General features: G+C 71.5%; 22 protein-coding genes. 3 read left to right on the top strand and 19 right to left on the bottom strand.

All coding sequences use genetic code 11. From position 1 onward, the window contains the following. Nucleotides 1-296: 296 nt before the first annotated feature. The 10 genes from ACFKCF_RS41990 to ACFKCF_RS41945 form a co-directional block, all read right to left on the bottom strand. Complete coding sequence (locus ACFKCF_RS41990; protein ID WP_355384445.1) at nt 297-656, bottom strand: metal-sulfur cluster assembly factor; 360 nt, start codon at nt 654-656, stop codon at nt 297-299. Then, nucleotides 653-1090: a Fe-S cluster assembly sulfur transfer protein SufU gene (gene sufU, locus ACFKCF_RS41985; RefSeq protein WP_363970008.1), complete on the bottom strand. Its 438-nt coding sequence runs from the start codon at nt 1088-1090 to the stop codon at nt 653-655. The genes ACFKCF_RS41990 and sufU overlap by 4 nt, the downstream gene beginning before the upstream one ends. A 2-nt stretch (nt 1091-1092) precedes the next feature. Then, entirely contained in the window at nt 1093-2349 is a 1257-nt protein-coding gene (locus ACFKCF_RS41980; RefSeq protein ID WP_394500927.1) for a cysteine desulfurase, read from the bottom strand. Continuing rightward, nucleotides 2346-3092, bottom strand: a complete 747-nt coding sequence (gene sufC, locus ACFKCF_RS41975; RefSeq protein ID WP_394500926.1) for a Fe-S cluster assembly ATPase SufC — start codon at nt 3090-3092, stop codon at nt 2346-2348. The genes ACFKCF_RS41980 and sufC overlap by 4 nt, the downstream gene beginning before the upstream one ends. A gap of 5 nt (nt 3093-3097) precedes the next feature. Beyond that, the gene (locus ACFKCF_RS41970) at nt 3098-3418 is read right to left on the bottom strand and encodes a non-heme iron oxygenase ferredoxin subunit (protein ID WP_394500925.1); all 321 of its coding nucleotides are present in this window, start codon (nt 3416-3418) and stop codon (nt 3098-3100) included. Beyond that, a complete protein-coding gene (gene sufD / locus ACFKCF_RS41965; protein ID WP_394500924.1) occupies nt 3415-4548 on the bottom strand; it encodes a Fe-S cluster assembly protein SufD in 1134 nt (377 codons plus the stop codon). The genes ACFKCF_RS41970 and sufD overlap by 4 nt, the downstream gene beginning before the upstream one ends. Beyond that, nucleotides 4548-5960 carry a Fe-S cluster assembly protein SufB gene (gene sufB, locus ACFKCF_RS41960; RefSeq protein WP_394500923.1) on the bottom strand — a complete coding sequence of 471 codons (1413 nt, stop codon included), beginning with the start codon at nt 5958-5960 and terminating at the stop codon, nt 4548-4550. Before sufB ends, sufD begins: the two co-directional genes overlap by 1 nt. Beyond that, a complete protein-coding gene (locus ACFKCF_RS41955; protein WP_185079281.1) occupies nt 5957-6655 on the bottom strand; it encodes a metalloregulator ArsR/SmtB family transcription factor in 699 nt (232 codons plus the stop codon). The genes sufB and ACFKCF_RS41955 overlap by 4 nt, the downstream gene beginning before the upstream one ends. A gap of 95 nt (nt 6656-6750) precedes the next feature. Then, nucleotides 6751-7977: a multidrug effflux MFS transporter gene (locus tag ACFKCF_RS41950; protein WP_394500922.1), complete on the bottom strand. Its 1227-nt coding sequence runs from the start codon at nt 7975-7977 to the stop codon at nt 6751-6753. A 93-nt stretch (nt 7978-8070) separates the two neighbouring features. Continuing rightward, on the bottom strand, nt 8071-8847 hold the full coding sequence (locus ACFKCF_RS41945) for a VOC family protein (protein ID WP_394500921.1): 777 nt from the start codon (nt 8845-8847) through the stop codon (nt 8071-8073). A 146-nt stretch (nt 8848-8993) separates the two neighbouring features. On the opposite strand from ACFKCF_RS41945, the gene ACFKCF_RS41940 reads away from it, so the two are divergent. Together ACFKCF_RS41940 and ACFKCF_RS41935 are read left to right on the top strand one after the other, a co-directional pair. Beyond that, the gene (locus ACFKCF_RS41940) at nt 8994-9902 is read left to right on the top strand and encodes an ABC transporter ATP-binding protein (protein ID WP_394500920.1); all 909 of its coding nucleotides are present in this window, start codon (nt 8994-8996) and stop codon (nt 9900-9902) included. Beyond that, entirely contained in the window at nt 9899-10696 is a 798-nt protein-coding gene (locus ACFKCF_RS41935; RefSeq protein ID WP_394500919.1) for an ABC transporter permease, read from the top strand. The genes ACFKCF_RS41940 and ACFKCF_RS41935 overlap by 4 nt, the downstream gene beginning before the upstream one ends. A 13-nt stretch (nt 10697-10709) precedes the next feature. On the opposite strand, the gene ACFKCF_RS41930 is transcribed toward ACFKCF_RS41935, so the two are convergent. Continuing rightward, nucleotides 10710-11915: an MFS transporter gene (locus ACFKCF_RS41930; RefSeq protein WP_394500918.1), complete on the bottom strand. Its 1206-nt coding sequence runs from the start codon at nt 11913-11915 to the stop codon at nt 10710-10712. Nucleotides 11916-12019: 104 nt separating this feature from the next. Here ACFKCF_RS41930 and ACFKCF_RS41925 point away from each other — a divergent pair, with 104 nt between their 5' ends. After that, nucleotides 12020-12934, top strand: a complete 915-nt coding sequence (locus ACFKCF_RS41925; protein ID WP_394500917.1) for an EamA family transporter — start codon at nt 12020-12022, stop codon at nt 12932-12934. A 318-nt stretch (nt 12935-13252) separates the two neighbouring features. Here the strand turns inward: ACFKCF_RS41925 and ACFKCF_RS41920 are convergent, their stop codons facing one another. Genes ACFKCF_RS41920 through ACFKCF_RS41885 form a run of 8 tightly spaced genes read right to left on the bottom strand, consistent with a single transcriptional unit; the run spans nt 13253 to nt 20543 of the window. Further along, nucleotides 13253-13921 carry a GntR family transcriptional regulator gene (locus tag ACFKCF_RS41920; protein ID WP_394500916.1) on the bottom strand — a complete coding sequence of 223 codons (669 nt, stop codon included), beginning with the start codon at nt 13919-13921 and terminating at the stop codon, nt 13253-13255. Between the two features lie 14 nt (nt 13922-13935). Beyond that, nucleotides 13936-14871, bottom strand: coding sequence for an ornithine cyclodeaminase family protein (locus ACFKCF_RS41915; RefSeq protein WP_394500915.1), 936 nt, complete (start codon nt 14869-14871; stop codon nt 13936-13938). Beyond that, complete coding sequence (locus ACFKCF_RS41910; protein WP_394500914.1) at nt 14868-15881, bottom strand: proline racemase family protein; 1014 nt, start codon at nt 15879-15881, stop codon at nt 14868-14870. The genes ACFKCF_RS41915 and ACFKCF_RS41910 overlap by 4 nt, the downstream gene beginning before the upstream one ends. Further along, nucleotides 15878-16879, bottom strand: coding sequence for a proline racemase family protein (locus tag ACFKCF_RS41905; protein ID WP_394500913.1), 1002 nt, complete (start codon nt 16877-16879; stop codon nt 15878-15880). The genes ACFKCF_RS41910 and ACFKCF_RS41905 overlap by 4 nt, the downstream gene beginning before the upstream one ends. Continuing rightward, nucleotides 16876-17769, bottom strand: coding sequence for a dihydrodipicolinate synthase family protein (locus tag ACFKCF_RS41900; RefSeq protein WP_394500912.1), 894 nt, complete (start codon nt 17767-17769; stop codon nt 16876-16878). The genes ACFKCF_RS41905 and ACFKCF_RS41900 overlap by 4 nt, the downstream gene beginning before the upstream one ends. Before the next feature lie 22 nt (nt 17770-17791). Further along, nucleotides 17792-19165, bottom strand: a complete 1374-nt coding sequence (locus ACFKCF_RS41895) for an NAD(P)/FAD-dependent oxidoreductase (protein WP_394500911.1) — start codon at nt 19163-19165, stop codon at nt 17792-17794. Beyond that, nucleotides 19162-19404 carry a (2Fe-2S)-binding protein gene (locus ACFKCF_RS41890; RefSeq protein ID WP_394500910.1) on the bottom strand — a complete coding sequence of 81 codons (243 nt, stop codon included), beginning with the start codon at nt 19402-19404 and terminating at the stop codon, nt 19162-19164. Before ACFKCF_RS41890 ends, ACFKCF_RS41895 begins: the two co-directional genes overlap by 4 nt. Beyond that, entirely contained in the window at nt 19401-20543 is a 1143-nt protein-coding gene (locus ACFKCF_RS41885; protein ID WP_394500909.1) for an NAD(P)/FAD-dependent oxidoreductase, read from the bottom strand. Before ACFKCF_RS41885 ends, ACFKCF_RS41890 begins: the two co-directional genes overlap by 4 nt. Between the last annotated feature and the right edge of the window lie 202 nt (nt 20544-20745).

The following is a 20745-nucleotide window of genomic DNA, read 5'->3' as shown; positions in this document are numbered from 1 at the left end:
CGTGCCTTTCCGTCGAAGTGGCACGTCACTTCTGCGAAAGGACGAGCCGGGACGTGCGGCGCACGCCGCACAGGGGTTCTGGTCACCCGCCGTACGGGCGGGTCAAATCATTTAAGGGGGGAACACACCGGGCACCGGCCGCAGGCGATGCAGACGCGCGATGAGACGTCAGGTGCGTTTGGTACCAACGCCGGGATGCTATCTGAAATTCCCCGGACGGGCCCGGACCTTCCGCAACCCTCTATGGCACGCTGAAACGGCCGACGAGTCAACGTCAGCCGTTTCAACAGAAAAGATCAGACATTGAATCCTAGCATACGGAGCTGCTCGCGCCCCTCATCGGTGATCTTGTCCGGGCCCCATGGCGGCAGCCAGACCCAGTTGATCTTGACGTCGGAGACCATGCCGTCGAGCGCCGAGTGGGCCTGGTCCTCGATGACGTCGGTCAGCGGGCAGGCCGCGCTGGTCAGCGTCATGTCGATGGTGGCGACAGGCCGCGCGCCGTCGGCGGGGTCGAGGTTGAGCCCGTAGATGAGGCCCAGGTCGACCACGTTGATGCCGAGCTCGGGGTCCACGACGTCCTTGAGCGCCTCCATGACCTCTTCGGCGGTGGTCTCGCCGTCGAAATCGGTCGGAGTCTCCACCGGCTTACTCATCGGGCACTCCTCACTACCGCATCCTTGTAGGCCATCCACGAAAGCAACGCGCATTTGACGCGCGCCGGGAACTTGGCCACGCCCGCGAACGCGACCGCGTCGCCGAGCACCTCTTCGTCGGCCTCCACCTGTCCCCTGCCCTGCATGAGCCTGGTGAATTCGTCGACCACGGAGAGCGTCTCCTCGACCGTCGAGCCGGTGGTGAGCTCGTGCAGCACCGAGGCGGCGGCCTGGCTGATCGAACAGCCCTGTCCGTCGTAGGAGACGTCCAGGACCTTGCCGCCGTCGCCCACCTTCACCCTGAGCGTGATCTCGTCGCCGCACGTGGGGTTCACGTGGTGAACCTCGGCGTCGTACGGCTCACGCAGCCCCCGCCCCTGCGGGTGTTTGTAGTGCTCCAGGATCAGCTCCTGGTACATCGACTCGCCGATCATGGCTATGCGAACACCTTCTGAACGTGATGGAGGCCGCGGACCAGGGCGTCGATCTCGCCCGTGGTGTTGTACAGGTAGAAAGACGCCCGCGTGGTCGCCGGTATTCCAAAGCGTAGGTGCAGGGGACGCGCGCAGTGGTGACCGACGCGTACGGCGACGCCGAACTGGTCGTCAAGGATCTGACCGACGTCGTGCGGGTGGATGCCCTCCAGCGTGAACGACACCGTGCCGCCCCGCTGCTCCAGCGAGTCGGGGCCGATGAAGCGCAGGGTGGGCACCTCGCGCAGGGCGTCGAGCGCGTAGGCCGTCAGCTCGCGCTCGTGCGCCTCGATGGCCTCCATGCCGACCTCGGTGAGGTAGTCGACGGCCGCGCCCAGCCCGATGGCCTCGACGATCGGCGGCGTGCCGGCCTCGAACTTGTGCGGCACCGGCGCGTACGTCGAGTGGTCCATCCAGACCGCCTCGATCATCTCGCCGCCGCCCAGGAACGGGGGCATGGCGTCGAGCAGCTCGGCCTTGCCCCACAGGACGCCGATGCCCGACGGGCCGACCATCTTGTGGCCGGTGAAGGCCACGAAGTCGGCGCCCAGCTCGGTGACGTTCACCGGGTGGTGCGGCACGGACTGCGACGCGTCCAGCATGATCAGCGCGCCGACCTCGTGCGCCCGCCTGGCCACCTCGGCGACCGGGTTGACGGTGCCGAGCACGTTGGACTGGTGGGCGATCGAGACGATCTTCGTCCGCTCGGTGATCACGGACGGGTCGTAGTCGAGCCGTCCGTCGTCGGTGACGCCGAACCACTTCAGCGTCGCGCCGGTGCGCTGCGCGAGCAGCTGCCACGGCACGATGTTGGAGTGGTGCTCCATCTCGGAGATGACGATCTCGTCGCCGGCCCCGAGCGTGAAGCGCGGATCGGTGTTGATGGGGTTGCCGAAGGCGTACGCGACGAGGTTGAGCGCCTCGGAGGCGTTCTTGGTGAAGATCACCTCATCGCGCGACGGCGCCCCGACGAACGCGGCGACTCTGTCGCGGGCGCTCTCGTAGGCGTCGGTCGATTCGGCGCCGAGCACGTGCATGGCCCGTCCGACGTTGCTGTAGTGCAGCGCGAAGTGGTCACGCATGGTCTCGATGACCTGGGTGGGCTTCTGTGAGGAGTTGCCCGAGTCGAGATAGACGAGCGGGCGCCCGTCGGGCAGCTCGCGGGAGAAGACCGGGAAGTCCTTCCTGATCTTCTCCACGTCAAAGCTGATCTGAGTCATGCAGACGCCTTCGTGTACTGCTCGTAGCCCTCGGCCTCGAGCTTGTCGGCCAGCTCCGGGCCGCCCTCCTCGACGATCCGGCCGCCCGCGAAGACGTGGACGAAGTCCGGCTTCACGTAGCGCAGGATGCGGGTGTAGTGCGTGATCAGCAGCACGCCGGTCTCGCCGGAGGCGCGGAAGCGGTTGATGCCCTCCGACACCACGCGCAGCGCGTCGACGTCGAGGCCGGAGTCGGTCTCGTCGAGCACCGCGATCTTCGGCTTGAGCAGCTCGAGCTGGAGGATCTCGTGGCGCTTCTTCTCACCGCCGGAGAAGCCCTCGTTGAGGTTGCGCTGGGCGAAGGCGGCGTCGATGGACAGCTCGTCCATGCCCTTCTTGAGGTCCTTGGCGAACTCGCGCAGCTTCGGCGCCTCGCCGCGGACCGCGGTGACGGCCGAGCGCAGGAAGTTCGAGACCGACACGCCGGGGACCTCGACCGGGTACTGCATGGCCAGGAACAGGCCCGCGCGGGCCCGCTCGTCGACCGACAGCTCCAGCAGGTCCACGCCGTCGAGCAGCACCTGGCCGCCGGTGATCGTGTATTTCGGGTGGCCGGCGATCGCGTAGGCGAGCGTCGACTTGCCCGAGCCGTTGGGGCCCATGATGGCGTGGGTCTCGCCGGAGTTGACGGTCAGGTTGACGCCGCGCAGGATTTCCTTGTCCTCGACGGCGACGTGGAGGTCGCGGATCTCAAGGGTGGACATTGTTGTTATGACTCCTTCGAGAGCGAGACGAGGACGTCGTCGCCGTCGATCTTGACTGTGTAGACGTTCACGGGCTGGGTCGCGGGCGGGCCGGTGGGCTTACCGGAGCGCACGTCGAAGCACGAGCCGTGCAGCCAGCACTCCAGGGTGCCGTCGTAGACCTCGCCCTCGCTGAGCTTCACCTCGGCGTGGGAGCAGACGTCGTGCAGGGCGTACACCTCGCCGCCCTTGCGCACGAGCGCCACCGGCGTCTCGTCGACCTCCACGCCGATGACACCCCCGTCGGGGATGTCGTCGAGCTTGCACACCTTCTCGAACGAACTCATCGCGCGAGCTCCGCCTCCACCGCGCTCAGCACGCGCTCGCGGATCTCCTCGACCTGGATCTTCTCAATGAGCTGGCCGAGGAAGCCCCTGATGACCAGGCGGCGGGCCTCGTCGTAGGGGATGCCGCGGGCCTGGAGGTAGAAGATGTGCTCGTCGTCGAGCCGGCCGGAGGCGGAGGCGTGCCCCGCCCCGGCGACCTCGCCGGTGAGGATCTCCAGGTTGGGCACCGAGTCGGCGCGGGCGCCGTCGGTCAGGATGAGGTTGCGGTTGAGCTCGTAGGTGTCGGTGCCCTCGGCCTCGACCCTGATGATCACGTCGCCGATCCAGACGGCGTGCGCGTCCTCGCCCTGCAGGGCGCCGCGGTAGTCGACGTTGCTCTTGCAGTTGGGCTGCGAGTGGTCGACCAGCAGGCGGTGCTCCAGGTGCTGCCCGGCGTCCACGAAGTAGACGCCCGACATGTCGGCGTCGCCGCCGGGAGCGGTGTAGGTCACGTTGGGCGACAGGCGGACGAGGTCGCCGCCGAGCGTCACCACGAAGCTGCGGAAGGTCGCGTCCTTGGCCAGCTGGGCGTAGTGGTGGGAGACGTGGACCGCGTCGTCGTCCCAGTCCTGCAGGCTGACGACCCTGAGCGAGGCGCCGTCGCCGACGACGAACTCGATGTTGTCGGCGTAGACCGCGCTGCCCTTGTGGTCGAGCACGACCACGGCCTCGGCCAGCGGCTCCACCTTGACCACGATGTGGCCGTACGCGGCGCCGTCGCCGGAGCCGGTGAGCGTGAGCACGGTCGGCTTGGAGGTGACGGCCTCGCGCGGCACCGTGATGACGGTCGCCTTCTCGAAGCTGTTCCACGCCTGGGCGCTGACCCGGTCGGTGGGCATGAAGGCCTTGCCGACGCGGGCGTCGTCGCGGCCGACCGTCTCGACGGTGACCTCGGGCGCCGCGTCGACGTCGACTTTGATGTGGCCGCCAGAACCCGATGCTGCCTCGGCCTTGCCGTTGTGCAGGCCCTTGAGGCGGGAGAGCGGCGTGAAGCGCCACGCCTCCTCGCGCCCGGTCGGGACCTCGAAGTCGCCCAGCTCGTAGGACGCCTTCTCGTGCAAGGTCGACAGGGGCTTCTCGTTCAGGCCCATCAGCCGACGGCTCCTTCCATCTGCAGCTCGATCAGCCGGTTGAGCTCGAGCGCGTATTCCATGGGCAGCTCACGCGCGATCGGCTCCACGAAGCCGCGCACGATCATCGCCATCGCCTCGTCCTCGTCGAGCCCGCGGCTCATGAGGTAGAACAGCTGGTCCTCGCTGACCTTGGAGACCGTGGCCTCGTGGCCCATCTTGACGTCGTCCTCGCGGACGTCGACGTAGGGGTAGGTGTCGGAGCGGCTGATCTGGTCGACCAGCAGGGCGTCGCACTTGACGGTGCTGGCGCTGCCGTGGGCGCCCTCCTCGATCTGCACGAGACCGCGGTAGGAGGTGCGGCCGCCGCCGCGCGCCACCGACTTGGAGATGACGCTGGAGCTGGTGTTGGGCGCCAGGTGCACCATCTTGGAGCCGGCGTCCTGGTGCTGGCCCTCGCCCGCGAACGCGACGCTCAGCGTCTCGCCCTTGGCGTGCTCGCCCATCAGGTAGACGGCCGGGTACTTCATCGTGACCTTGGAGCCGATGTTGCCGTCGATCCACTCCATGGTCGCGCCCTCGTAGGCGACGGCGCGCTTGGTGACCAGGTTGTAGACGTTGTTCGACCAGTTCTGGATGGTCGTGTAACGGCAGCGGGCGTTCTTCTTCACGATGATCTCGACGACCGCGCTGTGCAGCGAGTCGGAGGAGTAGATCGGCGCGGTGCAGCCCTCGACGTAATGGACGTAGCTGTTCTCGTCCACGATGATCAGGGTCCGCTCGAACTGGCCCATGTTCTCGGTGTTGATCCGGAAGTAGGCCTGCAGCGGGATCTCGACCTCGACGTTCGGCGGCACGTAGATGAACGAGCCACCGGACCACACGGCAGTGTTGAGGGCGGCGAACTTGTTGTCGCCCACCGGGATGACCGAGCCGAAGTACTCCTGGAAGATCTCCGGGTGCTCCTTCAGGCCCGTGTCGGTGTCGAGGAAGATGACGCCCTTCTCCTCGAGGTCCTCACGGATCTTGTGGTAGACGACCTCGGACTCGTACTGGGCGGCGACACCGGCGATGAGGCGCTGCTTCTCCGCCTCGGGGATGCCGAGCTTGTCGTAGGTGTTCTTGATGTCGGCGGGCAGCTCGTCCCAGGAAGCGGCCTGCTTCTCGGTGGAGCGCACGAAGTACTTGATGTTGTCGAAGTCGATGCCGGTGAGGTCAGAGCCCCAGGTGGGCAGCGGCTTGCGGTCGAACAGGCGGAGGCCCTTCAGGCGAAGGTCGAGCATCCACTCCGGCTCGTTCTTCAGAGCGGAGATGTTGCGGACGACCTCCTCGGACAGGCCGCGCTTGGCCGCCGCCCCGGCGGCATCCGGGTCGGCCCAGCCGAACTTGTAATTCCCGAGGCCTTCCAGCTCCGGGCGGTCGGTGACAGTCACCTTCCGGTCTCCTTGCTCTTGTCTCTATGTGCGGATTCACCCAGCGACTGTGGGCTCACATGTGTCGTGCAGACCCCGTCGCCGTGGGCGATCGTGGCCAGGCGCTGCACCGGGGTGCCGAGCAGCTGCGCGAACGCCTCCGTCTCGGCCTCGCAGAGCTGCGGGAACTCCGCAGCCGCGTGGGCCACCGGGCAGTGGTGCTGGCAGAGCTGGTCGCCGCCCGACTTGGCCTTGCTGGCCGAGGCGGCATACCCCTCCGCCGACAGCGCCTGCGCCAGCACCTGCACGCGCTGGTCCGCCGGCACCGTCCGCATGACCGGCTCCAACCGCTTGAGCAGGCTCGAGACCTGCAGGCGGGCGAAGTCGGCCACCGCTTCCTCTCCCATGCGCTCGGCCAGGAAGCGCAGCGCGCTCCCGGCCAGGTCGTCATAGGCGTGCTCGAAAGCACTGCGCCCCGCGTCGGTGATCGCGAACAGCTTGGCGGGGCGTCCGCGCCCGCGCTGCCCGCGCGGCCCGACCGTGCGAGGCTCTATCATCCCGTCAGCCAGCAGCGCGTCCAGGTGGCGGCGGACGGCGGCGGGGGTCAGCCCCAGCCGCTCGCCCAGCGCGGCGGCCGCGACGGGACCGTGCTCAAGGATCAGCCGGGCGACGCGGGCACGCGTGCTCCGCTCGCTTCCTGGCTCGATCCCTGGCACGTTTTTCACAACATCAGTGTGCCGTAATTCCTTCCCGGTTCACAAACGGATCTGAGCAGCCCGGGAATGGAATTTCTCACGCAGGGTAGCCTTACCTAACCCTTTCGCAGGAAGGCGAAGGTCAAGCTGGAGCAAAGGATGAGGCCCAGCATCACGCAGGCCATCGGCACGGCGCTGGCGGCGCCCGCGAGGCCGACCAGCGGGGCGGCGGCGGCGCCCAGCGCGAACTGCAGCACCCCGAGCAGGGCCGAGGCGCTGCCGGCGATCTGCGCGGGCTGGCTGGCCAGGGCCAGCGCGCCGGTGGCCGGCATGACCAGGCCCTGGCCGAGCATGATGACGAACAGCCCGCCCACGATGCCCCACAGGCCGAGCCCGGTGAGCGCGGCGGTCAGCAGCAGCGAGGCGCCGGTCAGCGCGACGGCGAGCCCGGTGACCACCAGGGTCACCGGCGGCACCCGTCCGGACAGCCGGCCGCCGAGCTGGGCCATGGCGGTCAGGCCGAAGGCGTTGAGGCCGAAGATGAGCGAGTACTGCTGGGGCGTGGCGCCGTACACCTCCTGGAGCACGAACGGCGAGCCGGAGATGTAGCCGAACATGGCCGCGAACGCCAGGCTCGCGGTCAGCGCGGTGCCCATGAACGTCCGGTCGCGCAGGAGCCTGCCGAACGTGCCGACGGTGTGCTTGAGACCGCCGCTCTCGCGCTCGGCCGCGGGCAGCGTCTCGCGCACGCCCGAAAGGACGGCCAGCAGCAGCACCACCCCGGCGACGCTGAGCGCCACGAAAACGCCGCGCCACGAGGTGAACGCCAGCAGCTGCGCGCCGGCGATGGGCGCCAGGATCGGCGCCAGGCCGCTGACGAGCATGAGCGTGGCGAAGATGCGGGCGATGGCGGCGCCGTCGTACAGGTCGCGGACGACCGCCCGCACGATCACCAGGGCCGCGCCGCCCAGCACGCCCTGCAGCAGGCGGAAGGCGATGAGCATGGGGACCGACGGCGCGAACGCGCACAGCAGCGAGGCGACCATGAAGCCGGCCACGCCCACGATCAGCGGAGTCCTCCGGCCGCGCACGTCGCTGACCGGCCCGGCGATCACCTGGCCGATGGACACGCCGATGAGGCAGGCGGTGAGGGTGAGCTGGACCTGCGCCGGCGCGCTGAGCATCTCGGAGGTGATGGCGGGCAGCGCCGGGAGGTACATGTCGATGGACAGGGGCCCGATCGCCGACAAGGCGCCCAGGATCACCAGCAACAGTCCGCGGCTGCCCCTCCTCGACTCGACGACGATGGTGGGCGTGGACGTGGCTTCGGCCGCCACGGACATGCGCGATCCCCTCTCCCTCGCAGGCCATTGGCCCACGAGGGCCGAGGGATCAAACCAGGTTCCGGTCCTCCTAATTCCCGGTTATCAGATATTTCATCCGATTTCGTGAAGCTGGATGATGGAGAACGTCGCGCCCTGGGGGTCGGCGAGCATCGAGAACCGGCCGGGCGGCGCCTCCATGCCCCGCACCAGCACGTTCGCGCCGGCTGCCTCGGCCGCGGCCGTCGTGGCCTCGAGGTCGGCGACCGCGAAGTACGTCATCCAGAACGACGGCGTCGCGGCGGGGTAGTCGGAGAACATCTCGACCATGCCCGCGACCGCCCGCTCCCCCAGATGCCACTCGGTGTACTTGACCCCCTCCATCTCCTGCAGCCGCGGCGTCCAGCCGAAGACGGTCGCGTAGAAGCTCTCGGCGGCCAGCGGGTCGCGCGTGACCAGCTCGTTCCAGCAGAAGGAGACGGGCTCGTTGACCAGCTGCGCGCCGTGGTGGTTGCCCGCCTGCCAGGCGGCCGCGTACGAGCCGTCGGGGGCCTGGAGGACCGTCATGACGCCTTCGTCGAAGACCGCCATCGGCTCCATGGTGACGGTGCCGCCGGCGTTCCTGACCCGCTCGGCGAGCGCGGCGGCGTCGTCGGTGGCGACGAACATGTTCCAGAACGAGGGCGGCTCCCCGCCCATGACCGGCCCCAGCCCGGCGACCTGCTTGCCCTGGTGGACGAACATGCCGTAGCCACCGGCCTCGGGATCGTCGATCATGTCGGCCTGCCAGCCGAAGACCTCGCCGTAGAACCGGGCGGAGGCTTCGACGTCGGTGCTGGAAAGGTCCACCCAGCACGGGACCCCCGGGTCGTACCCACTGCGTTGCGACATTGCGCCCTCCTGCAACATGGAGCTCGTCGTCAGACTTTCACCTCTGCCGGCCCCTTTCTGGGAAACGGCCGGGTCAAGACATGTCCAAATCCGGCCAACCCCACCTGCGGCTCGAACTGCCTGCCCCAGTCCCTAAACTCGTGGCCATGGAGTCCCCAGCCGTCGAGATCATCGGCCTGGTCAAACGCTACGGCGGCATCACGGCCGTGGACGGCCTCACGCTGCGCGCCGAGCGGGGCGCGGTGACCGCCGTGCTCGGGCCCAACGGCGCGGGCAAGACGTCCACGGTGGAGATCTGCGAGGGGTTCCGCAGGGCCGACGCGGGCACCGTCCGCGTGCTCGGCCTGATACCCACGCTGCCCGAGCTGCGACCGCGGGTGGGGGTCATGCTGCAGTCGGGCGGCGTGCCGCCCGCCATGCGCTGCGCCGAGTGGCTGCGCCTGGTCTCGCGCTTCTACGCCCGTCCCCTCGACGCCGGGGCCCTGCTGACGCGGCTGGGGCTGATCGATCACGTACGCACCCCCTACCGGCGCTTGTCGGGCGGGCAGCAGCAGCGGCTGTCGCTGGCCGCGGCCGTCATCGGGCGGCCCGAGCTGGTCTTCCTCGACGAGCCGACGGCCGGGCTCGACCCGCAGGCCCGGCACGCCTGCTGGGAGCTGGTGGGCGAGCTGCGCGGGGCGGGCGTGTCGGTGGTGCTGACCACGCACCACATGGACGAGGCCGAGCGGCTGGCGGACCAGGTCGTGATCATCGACAAGGGCCGGGTGGTGGCCGAGGGCAGCCCGGCCTCGCTGACGGGGGCCGAGCGGCAGCTGCGCTTCCGGGCCCGGCCGGGGCTGGCGCTGGAGGAGCTGCTCAACGCGCTCCCCACGGGCAGCGCGGCCAAGGAGTCGCCCGCCGGGCACTACATCATCGAGGGTCAGGTGGGTCCCGAGCTGCTGGCCACGGTGACCGCCTGGTGTGCGGCCGAGGGCGTCACGGCCGACGACCTGCGCATCGAGCGCCGCACGCTGGAGGACGTCTTCCTGGAGCTGACGGGCAGGGAGCTGCGATGACCGGACCGGAGCGCGCGCCCGCCGGGCAGATCGCGCTGGACTTCACGCCCGCGCCCGGGGCGGCGCCGTTCCCGCGCATGGTCCTCGCCCAGACGGGCGCCGAGATCCGGGCGATGCTGCGCAACGGCGAGCAGCTGCTGCTCACCCTGATCATCCCGGTGCTGCTGCTGACCGGGTTCTCGCTGGCGCCGCTGATCGACGTCGGCGGCGGCAGGCGCATCGACTTCCTGGCGCCCGGCGTGCTGGCGCTGGCCGTCATGTCCACGGCCTTCACCGGCCAGGCCATCGCGACCGGCTTCGAGCGCCGCTACGGCGTGCTGAAGCGGCTGGGCGCGACCCCGCTGTCCAGGGCCGGGCTCATGCTCGCCAAGACCTCCGCCGTGGTGGCCGTGGAGGTCATCCAGGCCGTGGTGATCGTGTGCGTCGGCCTGGCGCTGGGGTGGCGGCCGCACGGGTCGTTCCTGAGCGCGGCGCTGCTCATCGTGCTGGGCACGGCGGCGTTCAGCGGGCTGGGGCTGCTCATGGCCGGCACGCTGCGCGCGGAGGCCACCCTGGCCGGCGCCAACCTCGTCTACCTGGTGCTGCTGGGGGCCGGCGGGGTGATCTTCCCGCTGTCGAAGTTCCCCGAGGGCATGCGCCAGGTCCTGGAGCTGCTGCCCATCTCGGCCCTGACCGGCGGCCTGCGCTCGGTCCTCACCCAGGGCGCCGCGCTGCCTCTGGGCTCGCTGGCCGTGCTGGCCGCGTGGGCGGTGCTGTCGCTGGGGCTGGTCTCGCGGACGTTCCGCTGGGAGTAGTTCACCGGCCGGCTCACCCGATCCTGGGCCGCTCGGCGTGCACGGCGCCATACCGGTGCCTGGTGAGGGCGGCCGTGACCGTCAGCGGGATCGCGGCGGCGGCCGCCAGGCCGAACAGCAGGGCGTAGCGGCCGTGCTCGGCCAGCGGGCCCGCCGCCCACGACGAGACCGCGCTGCCCACGAAGAGCGCGCAGGCGAAGAAGGCGATCGTCGTCCCCCTGGCCTCGGGCACCACCGAGGTGGCCCACGTCTGCAGCGAGGAGTGCAGGAAGGACCAGCCACCGCCGAGCAGCAGGGCCGTGACCGCCACGGTGGCCAGGTCCACGTGCACGGCGACGATCGCGAACCCGGCGCAGAGCTGCGTCCCGCCCACCGTCATCAGCACGGGAGTGGGCCAGCGCCCCGACAGCCGCCTGACGAGCTTCGTGAACGACCACAGGCCCAGCCCGTACGCGGTGATGGCGAGCCCGGCCACGGCGGCGGCGTGGCCCGCGTGCTCCAGCGCGGTGGCCAGGAACGGCATGGCGCCGAGCATGATCGCGCCCTCGACGAACGCGAGCCCGAACACCAGCAGCGCCCAGCCGTGCCCGAGCACCGCGCCCAGGTACCGGCCGACCCCGGCTCCCCGGCCGCTGCCCGGGCCGTGCGGAAGGGCGCGGGACGGCTCCGGCAGCGAGCGCAGCGCGAGCGCGCAGGCCAGCGCGCAGGCGGCGGGCACGGTGAACGCCACCCGCCAGTCCACCAGGCCCGCGAGCACCCCGCTCAGCCCGGTGGCCAGGGCGGTGCCGAGGGCGGCGGCGCCCATGAGATCGGTCAGCGCGCGCTGCCGGGTCGACGGCTCCACGGTGTCGCCCACGTACGTCAGCCCGGTCGGGATCACCGCGCCGAAGCAGGCGCCCGTCACGATCCTGGCCACCACCAGCGCCCCCAGGACCGGCATCAACGCCGAGGCCAGTCCCGCCAGCGCCGCGCCGAACAGCGTCCCGCGCATGACCCGCACGCGGCCGAACCGGTCGGACAGCAGCCCCCACAGCGGCTGGGTGAGCCCGTAGGCGAGGTAGTAGCCGCTGGCGGCCGCGACGGCGGCGGACAGCGGGACCTTCAGGTCCACCGCGATCAGCACGAGCATGGGGCTCACGGCGAAACGGTCGAAGCTGCTGACGAACGAGGCCGCGGACAGGGCCAGCGGCGGCCGGGCGAGAGTCGCGGGGGGCTTCATACGATCAATGATCCAAGAGCCATCCAGAACACCCTATGTCGGGCCATGTCGCAGGCCCCAAGTACGCTCTGACCGTCATCCGCTGATAGTCCATGAGGAGTCCCGTGACCGCGTTCGCCCTCGACGATCCCTTCGATCGCGGTTCCGGCCTGCCCCGGCCGGGGAACCTGCTGCGCACGGCCGCGGACTCCATCCCGCCGTCCGGGCTCGTCCTGCTGGCCATCGTCTCGGTGCAGCTGGGCGCCGGGTTCGCGAAGGAGCTGTTCGCGGCGCTGCCGCCGAGCGCGGTGGTGTTCCTGCGGATCACGGCCGGGGCGCTGATCATGGGGGCGCTCGTCCGCCCCCGGTTGAAGGGCCTGTCCTGGCGCGACTGGGCGGTGGGGATCGGGTTCGGGGTGACGCTCGCCCTCATGAACCTGACGTTCTACGAGGCCCTGTCGCGGCTGCCGATGGGGATCGCGGTGGCCATCGAGTTCCTGGGGCCGCTGGGGGTGGCCGTGGCGGCCTCGCGGCGCAGGATCGACCTGCTGTGGATCGGCCTGGCGGGTGCGGGCGTGGCGCTGTTCGCGCCATGGGGGCAGTCGGCGTCGGTGAGCTGGATCGGCATCGGGTTCGCGATGCTGGCGGCCGTCGGCTGGGCCGGCTACATCCTGCTGTCGGCGGCGGCCGGGCGGTGTTTCCCCGGCACGAGCGGGCTGTCGTTCGCGATGATCGTGTCGGCCCTGGTGGTCGCCCCCGTCGGGGTCACGACGGGCGGGGCGGAGCTGCTGCAGCCGGAGCTGCTGCTGATCGGGCTCGGCGTGGGCCTGCTGTCGTCGGTGATCCCGTACTCGCTCGAGCTCCAGGCGCTGCGGCGGATGCCCAAGCACGTGTTCGGGATCCTCATGAGCCTGGAGCCGGCCGTGGCGGCGCTGATCGGCGTGGTGCTGCTGAACGAGGTCCTGCACATCCAGCAGTGGGTGGCGATCGTCTGCATCGTGGCCGCCAGCCTGGGCTCGACCCGGCGGCGCAAGGTCTGACGCGGGGGCTGTGGCGGGCCGCCGCGCGCCCGTGGGATGGGGTCTCGGGCGCGCGGCGGGGGGCTCGGCTTTCGGTGGGCGGGGTAGGCCGAGCCCATGGAAGGTCAGCGGAGTGCGGGTGTCCGCTTGACCAGGCATGCGCCACCCACCGGAATCGGTGGTGGCCGGTCCGCTGGGGACCTGGACGACGGGGCCGCCGGCGGACGCTCTGGGCGTCGCTCTTTCGACCCGAGACGAGAGTACCTCTATCCCGGTCCGCGCGATCCCTAAATGTCGGAACTTAGTGTGCCGAAAGCGGACGAGTCCCCCAGGGGCTGCTCAGTGCTCGGCCCAGATCCCCCGCACGTGGCCGATGTGCTCCTTCATGAGGTGTTCGACGGCCTGGCGGTCGCCGCTCTTGAGCGCGTCCAGCAGCGCCAGGTGCTCCCTGGCCGACTCGCCCAGCACGTCGCGCTCCCGCAGCTGGGACAGGCCGTAGAGCCGGGCCCGGTTGCGCAGGTCGCGCACCACCTCGACCAGGTGGGCGTTGCCCGCCAGGGTCAGCAGCTCCACGTGGAAGCGCAGGTCGGCGTCCACGTACGCGAGCAGGTCACCGCGTTCGGCGGCCGAGACGATCTCCTCGGCGACGGGCCTGAGCCGCTCGAACTCCTCCTCCCGCGCGCCGCCGGCCAGCCTGGCCACGGTGGGCACCTCGATCAGCTGGCGGATCTCGGTGAGCTCGTCGAGGTCGCGGTCGGACAGCTCGGTCACCCGGAAGCCCTTGTTGCGCACCGCCTCGACCAGGCCCTCCTTGGCGAGGTCGAGCATGGCCTCGCGCACCGGCGTGGCCGAGACGCCGAACTGGGCGGCCAGCACCGGCGCGGAGTAGACCACTCCCGGCCGCATCTCGCCGGTGATCAGCGCGGCACGCAGCGCGTGCGCGACCTGCTCGCGCAGGCTCTGCCGCTCCCCCACCATCGGCAGGTCGAGCCGGTCCTCGGCAGCCATCCGCCCATCCCTTCCTAATTCCACGCCTCGTACGCGGCGGCCGCGACCACGAGGTCCTCCCAGGCCATGCCCGTGCTCTTGAACACGCGCGGCCCCGTGCCGGCGACCACCCGACCGGCGACGAGGTCGGCGAGGTTGCCCGCGAGATGCCCAGCGGTGATCGTGCCCTCGCGGATCGGGATGAGCAGATCGCCCGCCTCCTCCAGGGCGGCCGCCCGCGCCTCGACGACCACGGTGGCGCGGGCGACGAGGTCGCCGTCGAGCTCGCGGGCGCCGGGCTCGTGCGACCCGACCGCGACGACGGTGACGCCGTCGCGGGCGAGCTTACCGGGGAACAGCGGTTCTCTCGCTGTCGTGCAGCATGCGATGACATCGGCCCCGGCCAGTGCTTGCGCCGAATCGGACGGCCGCAGGGCGCGGGCGGTCAGGCCGAGCGCGCGGCAGCGGCCGGCGAGCCCCTCCGCGCGCTCCCGGTCGCGCCCGATCACGGTCACGTCCTCGACGGGCCGCACCTCCCGTAGCGCGAGCACGTGCCCCCACGCCTGCGGGCCGCTCCCGAACACCACCAGCCGCCGGGCGTCCCCGTCCGCCAGGTGGCTGACGGCCAGCGCCGAGACGGCGGGGGTGCGCAGGGAGGTGAGCGCGATCCCGTCCAGGGCCGCGAGCGGGGTCAGGGTGTCGCCGTCGAACAGCAGGTACGTCCCCTGGATCCGCGGCAGCTCGCGATCGGGGTTGCCGGGCGCGATGGTGACGGCCTTGACCCCCGCGTAGCGTCCGGCCGCGGCGGGCATGAGCAGGAGCTGCCCGGCCGGCAGGTCCACGATCGGCCGCTGCGGCGTGGCCTCGGGGTCGAGCCCGGCGCCCAGGGCGTCCTCCAGGATCCGTACGGCGCGCCCCATCGGCACCAGCCGCTCCATCGTGGCGGCGTCGAGATATGGCAGTCCGGTCATCGCAGCGTGAACCCCACACCCATCGGATCGTCGGGATCTAGTTCGAAGACGTGTCGCCCGGTCCGGTAGGCCATGCCCTCGATCTCCGGGACGACTCCCTCGTCGCGCACCTCGGCCACCCGCGCCCGGAAGGTGCTCCCGACGACGCTGTCGTGGATCAGGGGCGCGCGCAGCCCCTCGTCGTGCAGCAGCGCCATCCGCGCCGCCGTGCCCGATCCGCAGGGCGAGCGGTCCACCTCCCCGTCGGCGAAGACCGTCACGTTCCGCTGGTGCGCCGCCCCGTCCTGGTCCGGCAGCTCGTCGTAGAAGATCACGCCGTAGACGCCGGACAGCCGGTCGTCGGACGGATGCCGGGCGGCCGGATGGTCCGCCAGGTCGGCCTTGATGCGGCGGGCGTGGCCGATGAGCGCCGTCAGGTTCGCGGGCTCCACGGACAGGCCCACCGCCGCGGCGGGCAGCGACGCGTAGATCGCGCCGCCGTACGAGACGTCGACCTTGGTCCTGCCGGCGGCCACGTCCCGCGCCACCACGAACGACGGCACGCTGACGAACGTCACCCCGGTCACCTTGCCCCCGGAGCGGCGCACCCGCGCCGTGACGCGGCCCGACGGCACGTCGATGACCACGTCCGTCTCCCCGTCGGGGCCGGCGGCCACCAGCCCCTCGTGCACGGCGTAGGCGCCGAGCGCGATGGTGCCGTGGCCGCAGGCGGTGGAGAACCCGTCCTTGTGCCAGAACAGCGCACCGAACGCGGCCCCCGGGTCGTCCGGCGGGACGAGGAAGCAGCCGTACATGTCGGCGTGGCCACGCGGCTCCTGGCACAGCAGCCGCCGCACGTCGTCGAACCGGGGGTCGGCGATGGCGGTGGAGCGGCGCGACAGCACGTCCGCCCCGGGGATCTCGGGCACGCCGCCGGTCACGATCCGGAACGGCTCCCCGCCCGTGTGGTAGTCGGTCGTCGTGATCGCGGTCCCGGCCAGGCCGGAACCACGGTCGTCACGCTCGCTCACAGCTCGAATCCGGCGGGGAACGGGTCGCGCGGGTCCAGGAAGTACTGGGCGGTGCCGGTGACCCAGGCGCGGCCGGTGATCGAGGGCACGACGGCCGGCCCGCCGCCCACAGTGGTCTCCTCCAGCAGCCGCCCGATGAACCGGGTCCCGATGAACGACTCGTTCACGAAGTCCCGGCCGAGCGGCAGCTCGCCCCTGGCGTGCAGCTGCGCCATCCGGGCACTGGTGCCGGTGCCGCACGGCGAGCGGTCGAACCAGCCCGGGTGGATGGCCATGGCGTGCCGCGAGTGCTGGGCGTCCGAGCCGGGGGCGGCGAAGTAGACGTGGTGGCAGCCGCGGATGCGGTCGTCCTCGCGGTGGACGGGCTCGTCGGCCGCGTTGATCGCCTCCATGGTGGCCAGGCCGGCGGCGATGATCTCGTTCTTGGCCCTGCGGTCGAAGGGCAGGCCGTAGGAGTCGAGGTCGACGATGGCGTAGAAGTTGCCGCCGTACGCGAGGTCGTACGGGATCTCCCCGAACCCGGGCACCTTCACGACGGCGTCGAGCCGGTCGGAGTAGGAGGGCACGTTGCGCAGCGTCACCGACATGGCCTGGCCGTCCTCGACGGCCACGTCCACCTCGACGAGCCCGGCGGGCACCTCCAGGCGCACGGTGGTGACCGGCTCCACGACCTCGACCATGCCGGTCTCGACGAGCACGGTGGCCACGCCGATGGTGCCGTGGCCGCACATCGGCAGCAGCCCCGACACCTCGATGAACAGCACGCCGTAGTCCGCGTCCGGCCTGGTGGGCGGCTGCAGGATGGCGCCGCTCATGGCGGAGTGGCCGCGCGGCTCGGTCATCAGCAGGGTGCGGATGTGGTCGAGGTTGTCACGGAAGTAGACGCGCCGCTCCGCCATGCTCGCGCCCGGGATCACGCCTATCCCGCCGGTGATGACGCGGGTGGGCATGCCCTCGGTGTGGGAGTCGACGGCATGGAAAACGCGTTTTGTCCTCATCGCAGCCCTTCTGCCAGTGCCTTCTCGGTCGCCGCACGCACGATAGCGGCCTGCCCGTCCGTCAGCGGCTGCCTGGGCTGCCTGCACGGCCCGCCGTGGCGGCCCGCGAGGTCCATGGACAGCTTGATGGCCTGGACGAACTCCGTCTTGGAGTCCCAGCGCAGCAGGGGGTGCAGGGTCCTGTAAAGAGGCAGCGCGCTCTCCAGGTCGCCGGCGACGGCGGCGCGGTAGAGCGCGGCGTTGGAGACCGGCAGCGCGTTGGGGTAGCCGGCGATCCAGCCCACCGCCCCGGCCACGGCGAGTTCGAGCAGCACGTCGTCGGAGCCGATCAGCAGGTCCAGCTCGGGGGCCAGCTCGGCCAGCTCGTACGCGCGCCGCACGTCCCCGCTGAACTCCTTGACCGCCACGATCAGCCCCTCCTCGTGCAGCTTGGCCAGCAGCGCGGGGGTCAGGTCCACCTTGGTGTCGTACGGGTTGTTGTAGGCCACGACGGGCAGGCCCGCCTTGGCGACCTCGCGGTAGTGCGCGAGGACCGCCCGGTCGTCGGCGCGGTAGGAGTTGGGGGGCAGCAGGAGCACCGAGCCGCAGCCGGCCTCGGCCGCCTGCTCGGCCCACCGGCGCGACTCCGCGGCGCCGTACGCGCCCACCCCGGCCATCACCCTGCGCCCGCCCACGGCCTCGACGGCGGTCTCGACCACCTTGGCCCGCTCCTCCGAGGTGAGCGTCTGGTACTCGCCCAGCGAACCGTTGACCGCGACGCCGTCACAGTCGTTCTCGACCAGCCAGCGGCAGTGGTCGGCGTAGCCGTCGTAGTCGACGGAAAGGTCGTCTCGCAGGGGCAGGGCGGTGGCCACCATGATGCCGTGCCAGGCTTTGGTGCGGTTGTCCATCGGAAAGTCCTCCATGTCAGGGTCAGTGGGTGGGGGGAACGTCGGAAACGTCTGGAAGCTCGGCCAGGGCGCCGAGGGTGACGGGCTGGGCTATGGGGCGGCGGGGCGGCCGCTGCGGCTCCCCGGCCAGGCAGGAGACGGCGTAGCCGCAGATGCGGCCCTGGCACCAGCCCATGCCGGGCCTGGCCAGCAGCTTGATGGAGCGCGCGTCGGTGGCGCCGAGGTCCTGCGCCTCGCGTACGCGGGCCAGCGGCACCTCCTCGCAGCGGCACACCAGCGTGTCGTCGCGCAGCCAGCCCTGCCAGCCGGGTTTGACGGGGTAGGCCCGCTGCAGCGCCTCGCCGAAGGCCCGCCCGCGCTGCCGGCGCCGCAGCAGCAGCCCCGACTCCGCCCGCGAGCCGCGCGAGTCGGCCACCACGGCGCGGCCGGCGATGCGGCCCTCCGTCTCGGACAGGAGCCAGCCGCCCACGCCCGTGGGCTCCCCGGCGGCCCAGACCCCGGGGACGGAGGTGCGCTGGGCGGCGTCCACGTCGAGCACGGGGCTGCCGTCCACGTCGTCGCGGGTGGCGCAGCCGAGCTGGGTGCCCAGTTCGATCTGCGGCACGAACCCGTACCCGACGGCCACCGTGTCGCACTCGACGACGCGGGTGGCGAGAACGTTCCACTCCTGGTCGAGGCGGGCCACGGTGACGGCCTCCACCTCGCGCTCCCCGTGCGCCGCCACCACCGTCTGGCGCGTCCGGTACGGCACGCGGTGCCTGGCCAGGCTCGCGGCGTACCCGGCGGCCTCCCCGGCCTTGCCCAGGGCCAGCAGCGGATGCCTGGCCAGCCCGAGCCCGCCGTTCGCCTCGAGCACGCCGAGCACCCGCGCCCCCGCCCCGGCCAGCCCGGTGGCCACGGGCAGCAGGAACGGGCCGGTGCCGGAGACGACGATCCGCCTGCCCGCCACGACGCCGTTGCCCTTGAGCAGCGCCTGCGCGCCGCCGGCGGTCAGGACGCCGGGCAGGTCCCATCCGGGGAACGGCAGCGGCCGGTCGTGCGCGCCGGTCGCGATCAGCAGCCGCCGCGCCCGCAGGACGACCTGCTGCTCGGCGGAACCCCCGGAACCCACGCCGCGGGTGACGCAGTGCACGACCAGGTCCCCGTCCGGCTCGCGGGCGACGCTCCACACCTGGTGCCGCAGCAGCACGTCGGCGCGGCCGTCCAGGGCCCGCGCCTGCCGCAGGAACCGCTCCAGGCCGGGCGCGGGCTTCGGGTCGGCGGCGTGGCGGAAGTACTGGCCGCCGAGCCGTACGGAAGAGTCCAGGAGCGCCACCCGCAGTCCGGCCAGCGCCGCCGTGAGCGCGCCGGCCACCCCCGCGGGCCCGCCGCCGATCACCACCAGGTCGTACGTCATGACGTCGTCACCTCGTCACCGGGCTCGGCCTCCAGCAGGCAGGCCCGCTCGGGCGCCCGCCCGTTGACCGAGATCAGGCAGTCGAAGCAGACCCCGATCCCGCAGAACAGCCCGCGGGGCCGCCCGCCGAAGCGGGTGCTGCGCCACGACCGCACCCCGGCCGCGTGCAGCGCCGCCCCGATCGTCTGCCCGGGCACGACGGGTACCGGACGCCCGTCGATCGTGATGTGGAACGTCAAGAGGACTCCTCCGCGAAGCGATCCGGCCGGAAGGGCCGCAGGTCCAGGTCGGTCGGGGAGCCGGTGAGCACCTGCGCGAGCAGGTGACCGGTGGCCGGGGCGAGCCCGATGCCCGCCCCCTCGTGCCCGCAGGCGTGATAGAGCCCGGGGGCGCGCGGGTCGGCGCCGATGACGGGCAGGTGGTCGGGGCAGTACGGCCGGAAGCCGCAGTACGACCTGATCGCCCGCACCTCGCGCAGCGCGGGGAACAGCGCCACGGCCTGCTCGGCCAGGCGGGCGAGCACCGGCACCGACATCGTCCGGTCGAACCCGACCCGCTCCCTGCTGGCGCCGATGAGCACCGTGCCGGCGGGCGTGCCCTCCACGACCGCCGACGTCTCCAGGCCCTCCGAGTCGCTGGCCACGTTCGTGACGTAGGCGGCGGTGTAGACCTTGTGCCTGATCAGGGGCTGCGGCAGCGGCTCGGTGACGAGGATGAACCCGCGCCTGGGCAGGATGGGCAGATCGACCCCCGCCAGCGCGGCCACCTCGCCGCCCCAGGTGCCCGCCGCGTTGATCACCGCGTCGCCGAGCACGTCACCCTGGGAGGTGCGCACGCCCGCGATCCGATCCCCTTTGCGCACGAACCCGGTCACCGCCGCCCCGAGGCGCAGCCGGAGCGTTCCGTGGCCGAAGCTCTCCGCGCCGTGCCTGAGCAGGCGCGCGGCGGCCAGCATGGGCTGCACCTGGGCGTCCTCGGGGTAGTACACCCCACCGGCCAGGCCCTCGGCCAGGTGCGGCTCGTAGTCGCGCAGCGACTCGCCGGGGACCAGGGTGTGCTCCACGTCCTGCTTGGCGGCCAGCTCGGCGAGCTGGCGCCGGACCTCAGCGGTCTCGGCGACCACCAGGCCGCCCTTGGGCTCGAACTCGAACCCGCCGAGGTCCGCCAGCGAGCGCCAGAGCCGGTTCGACAGCAGGGCCAGCTCCAGCTCGGGGCCCGGCTCCTTGTCGGACACCAGCACGTTGCCCTCGCCCGAGCCGGTCGTGCCGCCCGCCACGGGGCCGCGGTCGACCACGGTCACGTCGAGACCCGCGCGCGCGGCGTAGTAGGCGCATGCGGCGCCCACGACTCCGGCGCCGACCACGATGACGTCGGACATCCATCACCTCCCAGGTCTGTAATATGTCACATACCTCGCTCTCTTGAGAAGGCCCTTTCCACTGGACGGACGACCCGCCGCCCCCCGCCGCGCCCCCTGCCACCGCCGCTACCCACCGACGGCATATCACCACCTCACCGCACGGCACACTCCGGCCGAGGTCCCTTGGAGGAGGAGCGGCCGAAGAGCCGCCGCCACCCGC

It is taken from the genome of Nonomuraea sp. JJY05 (genome assembly GCF_043496855.1).
Lineage (GTDB): Bacteria > Actinomycetota > Actinomycetes > Streptosporangiales > Streptosporangiaceae > Nonomuraea.
This window is presented reverse-complemented; position numbering and strand designations above follow the sequence as displayed.